This is a genomic window from Streptomyces sp. LZ34 (assembly GCF_053890475.1).
Genome location: NZ_CM132680.1, coordinates 11,351,656 through 11,366,465, shown reverse-complemented (window position 1 = coordinate 11,366,465; position 14,810 = coordinate 11,351,656). Strand labels below are relative to the sequence as shown.

The 14,810-nt window shown below is 70.8% G+C and carries 11 protein-coding genes and 1 pseudogene; 11 read left to right on the top strand and 1 reads right to left on the bottom strand.

Annotated features, from left to right (window positions below):
- Positions 1–40 precede the first annotated feature (40 nt).
- The 9 genes and pseudogenes from ACWY4P_RS49140 (at position 41) to ACWY4P_RS49100 (ending at position 10,156) form a co-directional block, all read left to right on the top strand.
- On the top strand, positions 41–979 hold the full coding sequence (locus ACWY4P_RS49140) for a LysR family transcriptional regulator (protein ID WP_456207286.1): 939 nt from the start codon (positions 41–43) through the stop codon (positions 977–979).
- Positions 980–1,419: 440 nt separating this feature from the next.
- Entirely contained in the window at positions 1,420–1,632 is a 213-nt protein-coding gene (locus ACWY4P_RS49135) for a type A2 lantipeptide (protein WP_456207285.1), read from the top strand.
- 218 nt (positions 1,633–1,850) lie between these two features.
- A complete protein-coding gene (locus tag ACWY4P_RS49130) occupies positions 1,851–2,657 on the top strand; it encodes an HlyD family efflux transporter periplasmic adaptor subunit (RefSeq protein ID WP_456207284.1) in 807 nt (268 codons plus the stop codon).
- Positions 2,658–2,851: 194 nt separating this feature from the next.
- Positions 2,852–4,936 carry an NHLP family bacteriocin export ABC transporter peptidase/permease/ATPase subunit gene (locus ACWY4P_RS49125; protein ID WP_456213310.1) on the top strand — a complete coding sequence of 695 codons (2,085 nt, stop codon included), beginning with the start codon at positions 2,852–2,854 and terminating at the stop codon, positions 4,934–4,936.
- Between the two features lies 1 nt (position 4,937).
- A complete protein-coding gene (locus ACWY4P_RS49120) occupies positions 4,938–7,811 on the top strand; it encodes an NHLP bacteriocin export ABC transporter permease/ATPase subunit (protein WP_456207283.1) in 2,874 nt (957 codons plus the stop codon).
- Positions 7,812–7,947: 136 nt separating this feature from the next.
- Positions 7,948–8,565 (top strand): TOPRIM nucleotidyl transferase/hydrolase domain-containing protein, encoded by a 618-nt coding sequence (locus tag ACWY4P_RS49115; protein ID WP_456207282.1) that lies wholly within the window; start codon positions 7,948–7,950, stop codon positions 8,563–8,565.
- A gap of 188 nt (positions 8,566–8,753) precedes the next feature.
- Positions 8,754–8,987, top strand: a complete 234-nt coding sequence (locus tag ACWY4P_RS49110) for a hypothetical protein (protein ID WP_456207281.1) — start codon at positions 8,754–8,756, stop codon at positions 8,985–8,987.
- 115 nt (positions 8,988–9,102) lie between these two features.
- A pseudogene (locus tag ACWY4P_RS49105) lies at positions 9,103–9,693 on the top strand (hydantoinase/oxoprolinase family protein); the annotation flags it as partial.
- A 94-nt stretch (positions 9,694–9,787) separates the two neighbouring features.
- Positions 9,788–10,156 carry a hydantoinase/oxoprolinase family protein gene (locus ACWY4P_RS49100; RefSeq protein WP_456207280.1) on the top strand — a complete coding sequence of 123 codons (369 nt, stop codon included), beginning with the start codon at positions 9,788–9,790 and terminating at the stop codon, positions 10,154–10,156.
- On the opposite strand, the gene ACWY4P_RS49095 is transcribed toward ACWY4P_RS49100, so the two are convergent.
- The gene (locus ACWY4P_RS49095; RefSeq protein WP_456207279.1) at positions 10,116–12,260 is read right to left on the bottom strand and encodes a sigma-70 family RNA polymerase sigma factor; all 2,145 of its coding nucleotides are present in this window, start codon (positions 12,258–12,260) and stop codon (positions 10,116–10,118) included. The genes ACWY4P_RS49100 and ACWY4P_RS49095 overlap by 41 nt on opposite strands.
- A gap of 449 nt (positions 12,261–12,709) precedes the next feature.
- On the opposite strand from ACWY4P_RS49095, the gene ACWY4P_RS49090 reads away from it, so the two are divergent.
- Together ACWY4P_RS49090 and ACWY4P_RS49085 are read left to right on the top strand one after the other, a co-directional pair.
- The gene (locus tag ACWY4P_RS49090) at positions 12,710–13,648 is read left to right on the top strand and encodes a pectinesterase family protein (RefSeq protein ID WP_456207278.1); all 939 of its coding nucleotides are present in this window, start codon (positions 12,710–12,712) and stop codon (positions 13,646–13,648) included.
- A 64-nt stretch (positions 13,649–13,712) separates the two neighbouring features.
- On the top strand, positions 13,713–14,762 hold the full coding sequence (locus ACWY4P_RS49085) for a pectate lyase family protein (protein WP_456207277.1): 1,050 nt from the start codon (positions 13,713–13,715) through the stop codon (positions 14,760–14,762).
- Positions 14,763–14,810: the final 48 nt, after the last annotated feature.

Sequence of the window (14,810 nt, the reverse complement as noted above, 5' to 3'; positions counted from 1 at the left end):
GGGCTGGTGTTCATGGCGTGCCAGGCGTTAAGTTCGGCCGATGCTGACCCCGACCCAGCTCCAGGCCCTTCGCGAGGTCGTGGCCACCGGCTCCCTGCGCACGGCTGCCAGAAAACTGGGATTCACGCCATCGGCCGTTTCCCAGCAGATCTCATCCATCGAGCGCGCGGTGGGCGTCACGCTCTTCGAGCGCACCCCGCGCAGCGTGCGCCCCACCCCGGCGGGCCTTCAGCTGGCGCGTCGCGCCAACCGGTTGCTGGCGGATCTCGAGGCGGCGGAGGACGAGATGCGCTCGTTCGCCTCGGCCCAGCGCGGCCGACTTCACCTGGGCAGCTTCTGGTCGGCCGGTTTCAAGCTCGTCCCCGCGCTGCTCGCCGCATTTCTGCGGGACCGCCCCGACGTGGACATCCGCTACCAGGAAGGCGATCCGCCGGTCACGGTGCCCGCCGTGCTCGACGGACGGCTGGACCTCGCCGTCGTCTTCGAATACGGAACGGTGCCGCACAGCAGCTGGCAGAGCGACCTCGACCTGACGCTGCTCCTGGAAGAGCCGCTCTATCTGCTGCTGCCCACCGGCCACCGGCTGGCGCACCGTAGGCGCGTGCAGATCAGCGAGCTGGCCGATGAGCGCTGGATCTGCTTCCTGGAGGACACGGATGCGGCCCGCTCCCTGTTCCGGATCTGCGCGGCCTCGGGTTTCCACCCCGATGTGCTCTTCCGCACCAACGACTACAACCTGCCGTTCGAGCTCGTCCGCAAGGGCCTGGGCATCGCGATCATCCCGGAGCTGGCGATGATCAAGTCCTCGGATGTGCATGTGATCCGGCTCGCCGACCCCTCCCATGTGCGGAGAGTCTCCGCGGTCCGCCGCGCCGCGGACCCGAACCCGCTGCTGGACCAGGCGATCTCCATGCTGCGCGCGGCAGCGGACACCGTCGACCAGCGGTGGCTCCAGGCCGACCTTCCGGTGGCTCTCTGAGCCCCGGCCCGAGCCGGGCCGGCCGAAGAATCGTCATCTTCAAGTGATCGGCACACCTGTTACACAGACAACACGCGTAGCGCCCGGCCGTCGTGCCGACCTTCCTGCCGGTCATGGCGGTAGTGGCCGAAATGACGCGCATCACCTTGCGAAAGCGGCGTGATGTCTAGGGGTAAGAGTGACCTTCCTGTGAGGAAAGAGCACCGATGACGTGCGCGAAAGTACCTGTCGCGTGATCGGAAAGTTGCGGAATGCCTGATTCCGGAGGTTGGCTGATTCGCTGTGCCGCGTGCCCCGTGGTTACATCCCTTCCGCGCTCAAGCATCCACGAATCCCGGGTCCCCCCGGGACCCCGTGGCCATGCCGAGGGAGCCGATTTCCGTCGGCACCCATGCGCGGTCGGAAGCTCAACGAGACAGTCATCCAAGGGAGACGCAACAATGAACAACGCGCCCAAGGTCGCGACCCAGGAGATCTCCGACGCCGAGCTGGACAACGTGGCCGGCGGGCTCGGCGTCGTGGGCGACGCCCTCGGCACCGTGGACTCCCTCACCGGCGCCGTCGGCACCGTCGCCCTGGCCACCGGCACGGTTGACAGTGTCACCGGCGTGAACTCCACCGCCATCGTCGGTGGAGTCGTCAACACCATCTGAGGCCGGTACACCGCCTTCCCTGTGCCCCGGGCCTGCCTGGTCTGGGGCACTCGGCGGTCCGCGGCCGCATCCACGCAGCACCGCCGCATCCACGTACGCCCCCGCGTCACATGCACGCCGCCGCATCACACGCGCCGTGCCACTTCGCCCGCGCCACCGCGCCTCCTTCCGGAGCCCGGGCATCCGGCCAGTTCTCTCGCGGTTGAGGAAAGACTTTCGTGCAGTTCCGCCAGCAGGCCCTTTCCAAGCTGCAGTCGGCAGAGGACATCGATCTGCCGGTGCGCTACGCCCGCCCCCAGGGATGGCTGGCGCTGGTGGTCACGCTGGTGGTCATGGCCGGCGCCGCCGTATGGGCGGTCACGGGCACCGTGTCGAACACCCTGGAGACCACCGGCATCCTCACCCACGGGCAGGGCAGCTATGTGCTGCAGAGCCCCATCGCGGGCCAGGTGACCTCTGTCCTCGCACAGGAGGGCAGCACCCTCCGGGCGGGCGCACCGCTGCTGAAGGTCCGCACCGCCCGCGGCACCACGGTGGTGCGCACCATCGCCGCCGGCCGGCTCACCACCCTCTCCGTCTCGATCGGCTCCGTCCTCGACACCGGTGCGAACGTCGCCTCCGTGGAACGCGTCCGCCACTCCGGCGACCCGCTGGTCGCGACCCTGTACGTGCCGGCGGACCGGGCGGCCTCGGTGCGGCCGGGAGCGTCGGTCGACCTCAGCGTGCAGTCCGTGCCGACGCAGACCTACGGTGTGCTGCGCGGTGAGGTCCAGGCCGTGGGCCGGACCGCCCTGTCGCGCCAGCAGATCGGCTCCTACCTCGGAGCTGAGCAACTCGGTGAGGAGTTCTCGAAACACGGCCCGCCGGTCGCGGTCCAGGTGCGCCTCGACCGCACCTCCGCCACCCGCTCCGGCTACCGCTGGTCGTCCCCCGAGGGCCCACCGTTCGCCCTCGGCTCCATGACCCTGGCCGACGGCACCATTCACCTGGCTGCCCACCACCCCATCGATTGGCTTCTCCCGTGACCGCGAGATACGAGGGCGGGCCGCCCCGGCCCGCACCCGCCGGAAGCAGCGGGGCGCGCCGCCCCCAGCCGGCCCGCGGACGGCGGCGCGCCCCGCGCGGCGGATCCCGGCCGAGGAAACCCGGGCGCCGGACGGTGCGCACCCCCACCGTGCTTCAGTTGGAGGCCCTGGAGTGCGGTGCGGCATCGCTCGCCATGGTGCTCGGACACTACGGGCGCCATGTGCCGCTGGAGGAGCTGCGGATCGCCTGCGGTGTCTCCCGGGACGGGTCACGCGCCAGCAATCTGCTCAAGGCCGCCCGGAGCTACGGTCTGCGTGCCAAGGGCATGCAGATGGAGCCCGAGGCCCTCGCGGAGGTCCGGGCCCCGGCGATCCTGTTCTGGAAGTTCAACCACTACGTCGTCTACGACGGCATGGGACGGCGGTTCGGCAAGCGCGGCGTCCACATCAACGATCCCGACAAGGGGCGCCGTTTCGTCCCCGTCGAGGAGTTCGACACCAGCTTCACCGGTGTGGTCCTGGTTTTCGAACCCGAGGAGTCCTTCCGCCGGGGCGGACGCCGCCCCGGCGTGCTGGGTGCCCTGCCCCCGCGCATGCGGGGCACCACGGGCACCCTGCTGGCCTCGCTGCTGGCCAGCCTGCTGCTGGTGGCGGTGGGCGCCGCGGTCCCGGCGCTCAGCCGCACCTTCATCGACACCTTCCTCATCGGCGGCCAGGACTCGCTGCTGGGGCCGCTGTTCGCGTCCATGGCCGTGGCGGTGGTGCTCACCGCCGTGCTGACCGGTGTCCAGCAGGCGAATCTGCTGCGCGGACGCATCATCTCCTCCACCCTCAGCAGCGCGCGTTTTCTGCGGCATCTGCTGCGGCTGCCCGTCACCTTTTTCGCCCAGCGCAGCCCGGCGGACCTGGTCCAGCGGCTGCGCTCCAACGACACCGTCGCCGAGACGCTCGCCCGCGATCTGGCCGCCGTGGCCGTCGACGGGGTCGTGGTGGTCCTCTACGCCTTCCTGCTGTGGACCTACGACCCCCAACTCACCCTGGTCGGCGTCGGGTTGGCGCTGCTCAACGTGGTGGCGATGCGGGTGGTGATACGGCTGCGGGCGACCAGGACCCAGAAGCTGCGGGCCGACACCGCGCGGCTGACCACCACGTCGTACACCGGTCTCCAGCTCATCGAGACGGTGAAGGCCACCGGCGGGGAGACGGGCTACTTCCGCCGCTGGGCAGGTCAGCACGCCATCACGCTGGAGGAGCAGCAGCGCCTCGGGGTGCCGAGCGCCGCACTGGCCGTGGTCGCCCCCACCCTCGCCACGCTCAACAGCGCCCTGATCCTCTGGATCGGCGGGCTGCGGGCCATCGAGGGCCATATCTCGATCGGTCTGCTGGTGGCCTTCCAGGCGCTGGTGGCCCGCTTCACCGCGCCCATCACCCGGCTCAACGGCGTGGCCGGCCGCATCCAGGACTTCTCCGCCGACGTGACCCGGCTCAAGGACGTGGAGAACTTCCCCGTGGACTCCTTCCACACCCGCGACGAGCCGCGCGCGGACACCCGCCGGCTGACCGGGCACGTGACGCTGGAGAACATCACCTTCGGCTACAGCCCACTGGACGAACCGCTGCTGCGCGACTTCTCGCTGTCCGTCGGCCCCGGTCGGCAGGTGGCGCTGGTCGGCGCCTCCGGCAGCGGCAAGTCCACCGTCTCCCGGCTCGTCTCCGGTCTCTACGCCCCCTGGGAGGGGGGCATCCGCATCGACGGACAGCGGCTGGAGGACATCCCCCGCGGGGCGCTGGCCGCCTCGGTCTCCTTCGTCGACCAGGACGTCTTCCTGTTCGAGGGAACGGTGCGGGACAACGTGGCGCTGTGGGATCCGTCCATCCCGGACGACGCGGTGGTGGACGCCCTGCGGGACGCCGCGCTCTACGACGATGTGATCGCACGGCGCCCGGAGGGGATCCACTGCCGGGTGGAGCAGGACGGCCGCAACTTCTCCGGCGGCCAGCGGCAGCGGCTGGAGATCGCCCGCGCCCTGGTGCGCCGTCCCAGCGTGCTGGTGCTGGACGAGGTCACCAGCGCCCTGGACGCGCGGACCGAGCAGATCGTCATGGACAATCTGCGCCGCCGCGGCTGTGCGTGTGTGGTGATCGCCCACCGGCTCAGCACCGTGCGGGACAGCGACGAGATCCTCGTCCTGAACCGCGGCACGGTTGTCGAACGCGGCCGTCACGAGGACCTCGCCGCCGCTGGAGGCCCGTACGCCGAGCTGATGAGGGAGCACTGACATGGCGTCCGTTCACCCGGCCGCTTCGGTGGCCGCGGACGGCGGCGACGCGGTGGTCCAGGCGCTTGGCGCCCTCGGCGCGCCCGTCGACTGCGCCGGGCTGCGCAGCCTTCCGCTCGAGGGGCCGCAGGTGCTCTGGCTCGTGGCCGGCGGTGCCCTGGACCTGTTCGCGGTCGACGCCGCCGAGGAGGGGCAGTGGCACTTCCTCGGCCGGCTGGAGACGGGCGCGGCGCTCCCGGGCCCGGTCGACGGACCGCTCCACACCCTGCTGGGCCGCCCCTCTCAGGACTGCCTGGTGCGCCGTATCCCGCTGCGCGAGCTGTACCGGCCGGAGGCGTACGACGCGTACGGCACGGGCCACGCCCACGATCCGTACGGCACATACGGGGGCGGCGGATTCCAGGACATCCCGCCCACCCCGCTGGAGCACGCCGTGGCGCTCGGGGTGAGCCGCAGCCTCGGCGTCCTCTTCCAGGCCCCGCTGGACGGCGGGGCCGCGCCCGACGCGGAGGCGGCCGACGAGGACCTGCTCTGGCTTCCGGTGCCGCCCGGCAGTGTGCGCTACGGCGCCGAGTACAGCGCCCAGGCCGCCGGTGATCTGCTGATCGACGGCGCGCTGTGGCAGCGGATGGTCAACCAGCAGTACCGGCTCGGCAGCGCCGTGGACCGCTGGATCGAGACCATGGAGCGGGCCCACGCGGACCGCACGGCGGCCGGGATCCGAGCCGGTGAGGCCATGCGCTCCCGCGCCGACCAGGCGCTGATCGCCTCCATCGGAGGGCCGCGGCGCGACCGGCGGCCGTCGGAGGAGAGCACCGACGACGCCGTTCACGCGGTGTGCCGCGAAGTGGCGGAGGCAGCCGGGATCACCCTGCCCGAACCGCCGAGGGGCCGCGCCACCGACGACCGTACGGACCCGGTGGAGCGCATCGCCGCACACGCCCGGATCCGCACCCGCGCCGTCCGGCTGGAGGGCCGCTGGTGGCGGGAGGACACCGGACCGCTGGTGGGCTACCGCGCCAAGTCCGGGGCCCCGGTGGCGCTGCTGTGGCGGCGCGGCGGGTACGAGGCGCTCAACCCCGTCTCCGGCCTGCGGATCCGCGTCAGCAGCGGCAACGCGGAGGAGTTCGAACCGCGGGCCGTGATGTTCTACCGTCCGCTGCCCGACCGGCCGATGACGATGTGGCGGCTGATGCGCTTCAGCGCCCGGGGCGCCGGCGGGGACGTCCGCAACCTGCTGATCAGCGGGCTGGTGACGGTGGTGCTCGGCGCGCTGGTGCCCCTCGCCACCGGACAGGTGCTCGGCGGATTCGTGCCCCGCGCGGAGAAGAGCCCCATCGTCCAGATCTCCCTGGCCCTGATCGTCGCCGGCGTCGTCGCGGCCGCCTTCATGCTGCTGCAGAACCTCACCCTGCTGCGGCTGGAGGGGCGGCTGGAGAGCACCCTCCAGCCCGCCGTGTGGGACCGGCTGCTGCGGCTGCCCACCAGCTTCTTCGCCCAACGCTCCACCGGAGAGCTGGCCAGCGCGGCGCTGGGCATCAGCGCCATGCGCCGGGTGCTGTCCGGGATCGCGCCGACGGTCCTCCAGGCCGGCACCGTGGGCGCGATGAACCTCGCCCTGCTGCTGTACTACAGCGCCTCCCTGGCGCTCGCGGTGGTCGCCATACTGCTGGTGGTCTCCGGGGTCTTCCTGGGGATGGGGCTGTGGCAGGTGCGCTGGCAGCGGCGGCTGGTGGAGAGCGAGAACAAGCTCAACAACCAGGCGTTCCAGACCCTGCGCGGCCTTCCCAAACTGCGGGTCGCCGCGGCCGAGAACTTCGCGTACGCGGCGTGGGCCCGTGGCTTCGCCCACTCCCGCGACCTGCATCAGCGCACCGGGCGCATCAAGAACCTCACCCAGGTGCTGGACGCGGTCTACCTTCCGCTGGTCTCGCTCATCGTGTTCATGCTGCTGGCCGGTCCGGCGCGGGGGAGCATGTCGGCGGGCGCGTTCCTGACGTTCAACACCTCCGTGACCATGCTGCTCACCTCGCTCACCCAGCTCACCAACGCCCTGGTCTCGGTGGTCGCCGTCCTGCCCATGTTCGAGCAGGTCAAGCCGATCCTGGACGAGCCGCCAGAGGTCCGTGGCGGCAGCGCCCCACCGGGGGTGCTCTCCGGCGACCTCAGAGCCAGGAACCTCACCTTCCGCTACGGCGACGACGGGCCGCTGGTGCTCGACGATGTCTCACTGGAGATCCGGCCGGGCGAGTTCGTGGCCGTCGTCGGCCCGAGCGGCTGCGGAAAGTCGACGCTGCTCCGGCTGCTCATCGGCTTCGAACGGCCGGTGTCCGGCAGTGTGCTCTACGACGGCCAGGACCTCGCCGCCCTCGACCAGACGGCGGTGCGCCGCCAGTGCGGAGTGGTCCTGCAGAACGCCCAGCCCCTGGGCGGAACGGTGCTCGAATGCATCCGCGGCGCCGAGCCGTTCACCCCCGAGGAGGCCATGGCGGCCGCCGAACTGGCGGGTCTGGCCGAGGACATCGGCCAGATGCCGATGGGGCTCCAGACCATGATCTCCGGCAGCGGCGCCATCTCCGGTGGCCAACGGCAGCGGTTGATGATCGCCCAGGCCCTGATCCGCCGTCCGCGCATCCTCTTCTTCGACGAGGCCACCAGCGCCCTGGACAACGAGACCCAGCGCATCGTCATGGACAGCACCCGCCACCTCAAGGCCAGCCGACTGGTGATCGCGCACCGGCTGTCCACCGTCATGGACGCCGACCGCGTCCTCGTCATGGAGGACGCCCGGATCGTGGAGGAGGGCGCCCCGGCCGAGTTGATGGCCCTCCCGGGCGGAAAGCTGCACGAACTGGTGCGGCGCCAGATGCGATAGCGGAGGGCGCGCGCGACAGGTTCGGCAGCTTCGAAGACTTCGGCCGGCTGTTCATGACGGGGCTGGATCGGAGCAGTCCGCGGGCCGGAACCGAAATTCCCTACCGTGGTGCCAGGAAAGGGCGGAGACTCGTCTCATGGCTGACATGGGGTCGTTCCGGGAGGCGGTCGCCACGTGGGCGGCCGGTGGCCCAGGCGACACCGCGCGCGAGATGGCCGCGCGGCTGCCCGTCCGGAAAGTCGTCCTACTCGAAGGGCCGAGCGATGTCGCAGCGGTCAGCGCGCTGGCCGCGAGCCGCGACCGGAATCTGGATGCCGAAGGAGTCTGCGTCCTGCCGATGGGCGGTGCGATGAGCGTCGGGCGCTTCGCTCGCCTCCTCGGGCCACCCGGCCTGGGCCTCCGCCTCACGGGACTGTGCGACGAGGCGGAGCTTCGCTACTACGCCCGCGGCTTGGAACGGGCCAGTGCAGCGCGGCAAGAATTCTTCGTCTGCGCGGCGGATCTGGAAGACGAGCTCATCCGCGCGCTGGGCGTGGCACGGGTGGAGGAGCTCGTCCGGGCGGAGGGCGATCTGCGCGCCCTGGAGACCTTCCTGCGCCAGCCCGCACAGCGGGGCCGCACCTCACAGCAGCAGTTGCGGCGCTTCCTCGGCACGAAAAAAGGGCGCAAGATCCGCTACGGTCGCGTCCTCGTCGAGGCCCTCGACCCCGACCGCGTACCCGCCCCACTCGACGGCCTGCTCAACAGCCTCTGACCGCTGGGCCACGTCAATCGAATGTCGGCCCGTATACCACAGGAGGCCTTCACACCTCTTCTCTGGTATCAGCCGTCGTTCGAGACCCGAGACCACCACCCGCGTCATCGGCGGCCGATGCGCTGCTCTGCGGTAAGGGAGACCTGGACCGCCTGCGCGACGCGCGGCCGACCGCCGGGAGCGGTCCGGTGGAGACCGCGGCCAACGCCTACGGGCCGGTGGCCGATGTCTTCGGCGACATGGCGTTGCTGCGCTACTGGCTACGTGTCGACTTCGCGGCCGCGCCGGGCGGCGGTGCGCTCCGGCCCGAGCTGGTACGCAATACCGCGGTGCTGCGCAAAGGGGCCGGTGGTGCCTGGCGCATCGTGCATCTCCACGAGGAGGTGCGGCAGGCGGGCGGGGTGCCCGAGGCCGATGGCTGAGCCCGCCTGTGCAGGGTGCACGAGTGGTGTGGGCCGACCGTGCGCGGCGCACACCGGCTGCCCGGGCGTGCCCGGTTAGCGTCGCTTCCCCTGTCCGAGACAGCTGGGAGGCGGCATGACGTACCGGGTGGCCATGGACATCGGTGGCACGTTCACCGATGTCGTCGCGTACGACGAGGTGCGCGGCACCCACGTCGCGGCGAAGGCACCGACGACGCCGGGCGATACCACATCGCGCGTGGCAACCGCGACCGCATGTTCGACCTGCACTACCGCAAGCCCGTGCCGCTGGTGGAGCGGCGGGCCACGGCCGGTCGCCGTCTCCTTCCTCTTCAGCTACGTCAACCCGGCGCACGAACGGCGGGCCGGCGAGATCCTCGCTCAGGAGCTCGCGGACGACGACGTCATGATCGTTCTCTCGCATCAGGTGGCCGACGAGTGGCGTGAGTACGAGCGCACCTCGTCCGCCGTCCTGGACGCGTACACGGGACCCGTCGTACGACGCTATCTCGGTCACATCGAGGAACGCTTCGCCGAACGGGGGCTCGGCGTGCCCGTGCAGGTCATGCAGTCGTCGGGAGGGGTGGTCAACGCCCGCTTCGCACGCCGCCATCCGCTTCAGTCCCTGCTGTCGGGGCCGGTCGGCGGCACCATGGGCGGGGTCGCCGCAGCCGCGCTTCTCGGCCGCCCGAACGCGATCTGCGTCGACATGGGCGGGACGTCGTTCGACGTGTCGCTGGTGCTCGACGGGCGGCCGGACATCGCCCGGCGAGGGCCGCGCCGACGGTTTTCCGGTCTTGATGCCCCTGGTCAACCTGCACACCATCGGTGCCGGGGGCGGATCGATCGCATACGCCGAAGCGGGCGGCCTGCGCGTCGGCCCCGAATCGGCCGGCGCCGTTCCGGGCCCCGCCTGCTACGGGCGCGGCGGCACCCGCCCGACGGTCACGGATGCCAACGCCGTGCTGGGGCGGGTGGACGCGGAGTGGTTCGCGGGCGGGCACATGACCTCCCGGAAAACCGGCGTGTGCACCACGCACAGGACTCGGCCCCGGGGCTGTGCCGGACGCCCTGGCCGGCCCCTGCCCACCTTACGGCCAGGGGTGAGTATCGCCGGGACGGCTCCGCCTACTCGGTCATGCTGGCGCCGGTTCCGCCGCCGGTGGTGAGGAAGTCGGTCTTCGGCAGGCCACCGCCGGCCGGCCGCCCTGCCTGGGCCGTGGCCGGGTCGGTCGTGGCGAAGAGCGCGGTGCCCCGGCTGCCGCCGTTCCAGGTGTTCCGGCTGGATGTCGCCGTGGTGCCGAACGCGTCGTCCTGCTCGTTGCCGACGGAGACGTTGCCGCTCAGTGACGCGGTGGCATCAGGCAGGGAGAAGCCGGCGGCGCCGTTGCGGAAGGCGGTGTTGCGGAGCAGCACGAGGCGGCCGGTGTTGTCCGCGTCGTCGAAGCCGAGGGAGCGGTTGTCCCAGGCGGCATTGTTCCTGACGACATGGGCGACCGCGGCCGGCGAGGTGCCGCCGCCGAAGGTGAAACCGTTGCCGTTGCGGTAGGACCAGTTGCTCTCAAGGGTGACCGGGCTGGTGAACTCGCCCAGGTCGATGCCGTCGGTCGCGTTGCCGTAGGCACGGCAGCCCCGGACGACGTTGTCCGCTCCGGAGCCGAACTTCACCGCGAGCCCGACTCCGACACGGGCGCCGTCGCGGTTGTCGAAGAAGTCGCTGTCGAGCACCGCGTTGCCGATGGTGCCCGGGTCGCGCAACGTCAGCCCTGACCTGGCGTTGTCATGGAGGGACAGCCGTCGGAAGACGGTGTGCTGACAGCTGCTGCAGACATAGGCGTGGCTGGCGGAGTCGCGGATCTCCAGCCCCTGGACGGTCCAGTAACGCGTCTGCTGGGTGATCATCCACTTGTCCGCGGGCACGCCGCCGGCGTCGATGACCGGCCGCTCGTCGCGGTAGTTGCTCAGCGTGATGCGGGCCGTCGCCGTGCCGTTGGTGGTGATGGTCACCGGCTCGGTCGGCCGGTAGGCGCCACCGCGCAGGGCGATGGTCCCGCCGGGCCGGACCACAGAGACGGCCTTGTTGAGCGTGGCGTAGGGGTGCGCCCTGGTCCCGTCGCCGGAGTCCGAGCCGTTCGGCGCCACATAGATGTCCGCCTTGGCCACGCCGCTGAAGCCGGTGGCCGCCGATGGGGAGCGGCGGTCGCTCGTCTGGGGGGAGGGCGATGCCGACGGCTTCCGGGTGGGGGCCGGCGCGGTCGGCCCGCCGCGCGGCTCGGCCGGCGCGCTGACGTCCGGGGCGGCGCTGCCGGATTCCGGCACCGGGGACTGCCACACCGCGTAGGTGAGGGTGCCTGCGACGGCCACCGCGGCGGTGGTCGCGGCGGTCTTGGCGGTCAGGTGGTGCAAGGCGGTCCGGAGGTGGTCGAGCAGTGACTGGCCCACCGCCGCGGCGGCCGCGGCGGCGGTCTCCAGGACGGGGCGCAGGCCGTCCAGTGTTCCGACGGGTACCGCGACCACGCCGATGCCGGGCAGCAGCTTCTCGGGTGGAACGAGGCCGGTTTGGTGTCCGGCGCAGTGCGCGCAGTCCCGGGTGTGCCGGGTGAGGCGCTTGCGCCACACCGATGTCACGCCGCCGTCCCACCCCTCTGCCAGCTCGGCGAGCCGGGGACAGCGCGGCGTCGCGGCCAGCGCACGTACGATGCCTCGGGCCGCGTCCAGTTTGACCCTCATCCGCCGCAGCCGGACGGCCGCGTGCCGCGGGCCGACCGCGAGGGCGGCGGCCAGCTCGATCCGGGTCAGCCGGCCGGAGGCCTCCTGCCACCACAGGGACAGCATCTGCCGGTCGGTGTCCTCAAGCCAGCGGGCCGCCTCGGCCAGCTCGCGTCGCTGCCCGTCCAGCAGCAGTTCGGTGACGGTGCGTTCGGCGAAGTCGGCGCGGGGGTCGGCCACGTCCGGGACGTCGCCGTGCTGGTGCAGCGGGGCCGCCGTCCGGCGCCGCTGGTGCTGTTGGACCTGGCGGTAGGCGATGGCGACCGCCCAGGACCGGAACCGGTCGGGCTCGCGCAGCTTCGGCAGGCCGCGGACGACCCGCTCCATGGTCTCCTGCACCAAGTCGTCCACGTCCGCATGCCCGTTGAGGGCCCGGCCGATGATGTTGTAGATCAGGGGCAGATGGAGCGAGATCAGTTCGCTGAGCGCCTGTTGGCCGCCCGCCTGGGCGTCGCACACCAGTGCGGTGACATTCCGCTCGGCCTCGCTCTGCCCCCTCGTCATCGCAGAGGATCCCCACTCCCTGTCGCGGCCGCGGCCCCATGGCCGTCCGGCGCACCCGGCGGTTTCTGAGAGTTCCGTATGCTGGCACAGCGTTTTCCCTGTGTCATTGAAACGTAACAACCGCGGGCGTGCAGGACCGCCATCGGCCGCGACGTCAACTCCGCGAGCAGCGGGGGACCTCACCAAGATTTCTCGCAGATTTCGGTAATCCGCCGTGACTTCGGGCGTCTACGAACCGTGCGGCCCCGGTCGGGCGGCACGTTCACGATGCCGCGCGGTCGCAGGGTCGGACGACTCCGCGGCACCCCACCTTCGTACGAGGGAGGAACATGCACATGTTGTCCGAATCAGCCGGCGGGGCACCCGCCGGGACAGGGCGACGGTCCCGGCGCATCAGGCACCGGCACCTGCCCCGGCTGACCCCACTCGCCCTGGCAGTGGTCGGCTTGATGTCAGCCGGCTCGGTGCTGCCCGCGGCCGCCGCGACCGCGCCGGCAGCGGGATCCATCACGGTCGCCAAGGACGGCAGCGGCCAGTACCTGACCATCCAGGCCGCGATCGACTCCGTCGCCACCGGCAACGGGAGCCGGGTCACCATCAGCGTCAAGCCCGGTACCTACCGGGAGATCGTGACCGTCCCGTCGAACAAGCCGTACATCACCCTGAACGGCACCGGCAGCTCGGCCGGGGACGTGGTGATCGTCAACAACCACAGCGCCGGCACGCACGGCACGTCCGGCAGCGCGACCGTTTTCGCCTACGGCCACGACTTCGTCGCCACCAACCTGACGATCTCCAACGACTTCGACGAGAACAGCACGCCCAGCGGACACCAGGCGGTGGCGCTGCACCTGAACGCCGACCGGGCCGTCCTGGACAACGTGCGGCTGCTGGGCGACCAGGACACGTTCCTGGTCAACGACAACACCAGGGCCTACATCAGGAACTCCTACGTGGAGGGCACGGTCGACTTCATCTTCGGCGGCGGCACCGCGGTGTTCCACTCCTGCAAGATCTACGAGAAGCGGAGCACCGGCGGTCCCATCACCGCGGCCAGCACCGATGCGGCCAAGACGTACGGATTCCTGTTCTACAGGTCGAACGTCACCGGCGCCGCCGGCAACACCACCCAGCTCGGCCGGCCATGGCGGGCCGCCGCCCAGGTCCTCTACCGCGAGTCGTCCCTCTCCACGACGATCGCGGCGGCCCAACCGTGGACCGACATGTCCGACAACTCCTGGAAGAACGCCCGGTTCCTCGAATACCGGAACAACGGCTCAGGCGCCACGGTCAACGGCAACCGCCCGCAGCTCAGCGCCGCCCAGGCGGCGCAGTACACCCCGCAGAAGTATCTGGCCGGATCCGACGGCTGGAACCCGGTCGGCTGACCCGCCCGACCGCGAAACCCCCTCACTGACCGCGAAACCCCCCTCATCACACAAGGACGCACCCATGACCACACGGAAGACCGTACGGCGCACCTCCTGGTCCGTTGCACTCCTCCTGGGGACGTGCGGACTGATGCTCAACGGGGCGGCGCTGCCGGCCGGCGCCACCTCCACGCCGACGGCCAGCGGCGCCGACCGGCAGGCGCCCGCCGCACCCACCTGGTCCAACACCCCCGACGGCTTCGCCTCCACCGGCGGCGGCACCACGGGCGGCGCGAGTGGCCAGACGGTCACCGTCACCAGCTACGACGACCTGGTGAAGTACGCGACCTCCAGCAGCCCTTACGTGATCAAGGTGGCCGCGGCCATCAAGGTCCCGACGTACGGCTACGAGATCCCGGTGAAGTCGAACAAGACCCTGGTGGGCGTCGGCACCTCCGGGCAGATCGTCAACGGCGGCTTCTTCCTCGGCTCCGGGGTCCGGAACGTGATCATCAGGAACCTGACCATCCGGGACACCCAGATGGCCGACGACGACCCGGACGACAAGGAGTACGACTACGACGGCATCCAGATGGACACCGTCGACCACATCTGGATCGACCACAACCGGATCGAGCGGATGAACGACGGCCTGATCGACAGCCGGAAGGACACCAGCTACCTGACCGTCTCCTGGAACGACCTCAGCGGGAGCCGCAAGGCCTTCGGCATCGGCTGGACGGACAACGTCACCTCGCGGATGACGATCCACCACAACTGGATCCACGACACCGGCAGCCGGAACCCGAGCATCGACAACGTCGCCATGGCCCACCTGTACAACAACTATCTGCAGAACGTCACCGGCTACGGCAACCTCTCGCGCGGCCAGTCGAAGACGGTCATCGAGAACAGCTACTTCGAGAAGGTGAAAGACCCGTACTACAACGACACCTCGGCGGCCTCGCTGACCCAGAAGGGCAGCATCGTGGTCAACTCCACCGGCAAGCAGCAGACCAACGGGACGACCTTCACGCCGAGCAGCCACTACTCGTACACGCTCGACCCGGCGGCGAACGTCCCCGCCCTGCTGAAGACGTACGCCGGCCCGCAGAGCAACATCGGCGGCTGAACCGTCCCATGCCGCGGTCCGCGCGCTCGCGCGGGCCACGACCGCTCC

Bases quoted from the DNA above. Each gene is read 5' to 3' on its own strand.
- ACWY4P_RS49125 (WP_456213310.1), top strand. From the start codon at position 2,852: ATGGTGCTCGGACACTACGGGCGCCATGTGCCGCTGGAGGAGCTGCGG.
- ACWY4P_RS49095 (WP_456207279.1), bottom strand. From the start codon at position 12,260: ATGACGAGGGGGCAGAGCGAGGCCGAGCGGAATGTCACCGCACTGGTG.
- ACWY4P_RS49090 (WP_456207278.1), top strand. From the start codon at position 12,710: ATGTCAGCCGGCTCGGTGCTGCCCGCGGCCGCCGCGACCGCGCCGGCA.
- ACWY4P_RS49140 (WP_456207286.1), top strand. From the start codon at position 41: ATGCTGACCCCGACCCAGCTCCAGGCCCTTCGCGAGGTCGTGGCCACC.
- ACWY4P_RS49115 (WP_456207282.1), top strand. From the start codon at position 7,948: ATGGCTGACATGGGGTCGTTCCGGGAGGCGGTCGCCACGTGGGCGGCC.
- ACWY4P_RS49120 (WP_456207283.1), top strand. From the start codon at position 4,938: ATGGCGTCCGTTCACCCGGCCGCTTCGGTGGCCGCGGACGGCGGCGAC.
- ACWY4P_RS49100 (WP_456207280.1), top strand. From the start codon at position 9,788: ATGCCCCTGGTCAACCTGCACACCATCGGTGCCGGGGGCGGATCGATC.
- ACWY4P_RS49135 (WP_456207285.1), top strand. From the start codon at position 1,420: ATGAACAACGCGCCCAAGGTCGCGACCCAGGAGATCTCCGACGCCGAG.
- ACWY4P_RS49085 (WP_456207277.1), top strand. From the start codon at position 13,713: ATGACCACACGGAAGACCGTACGGCGCACCTCCTGGTCCGTTGCACTC.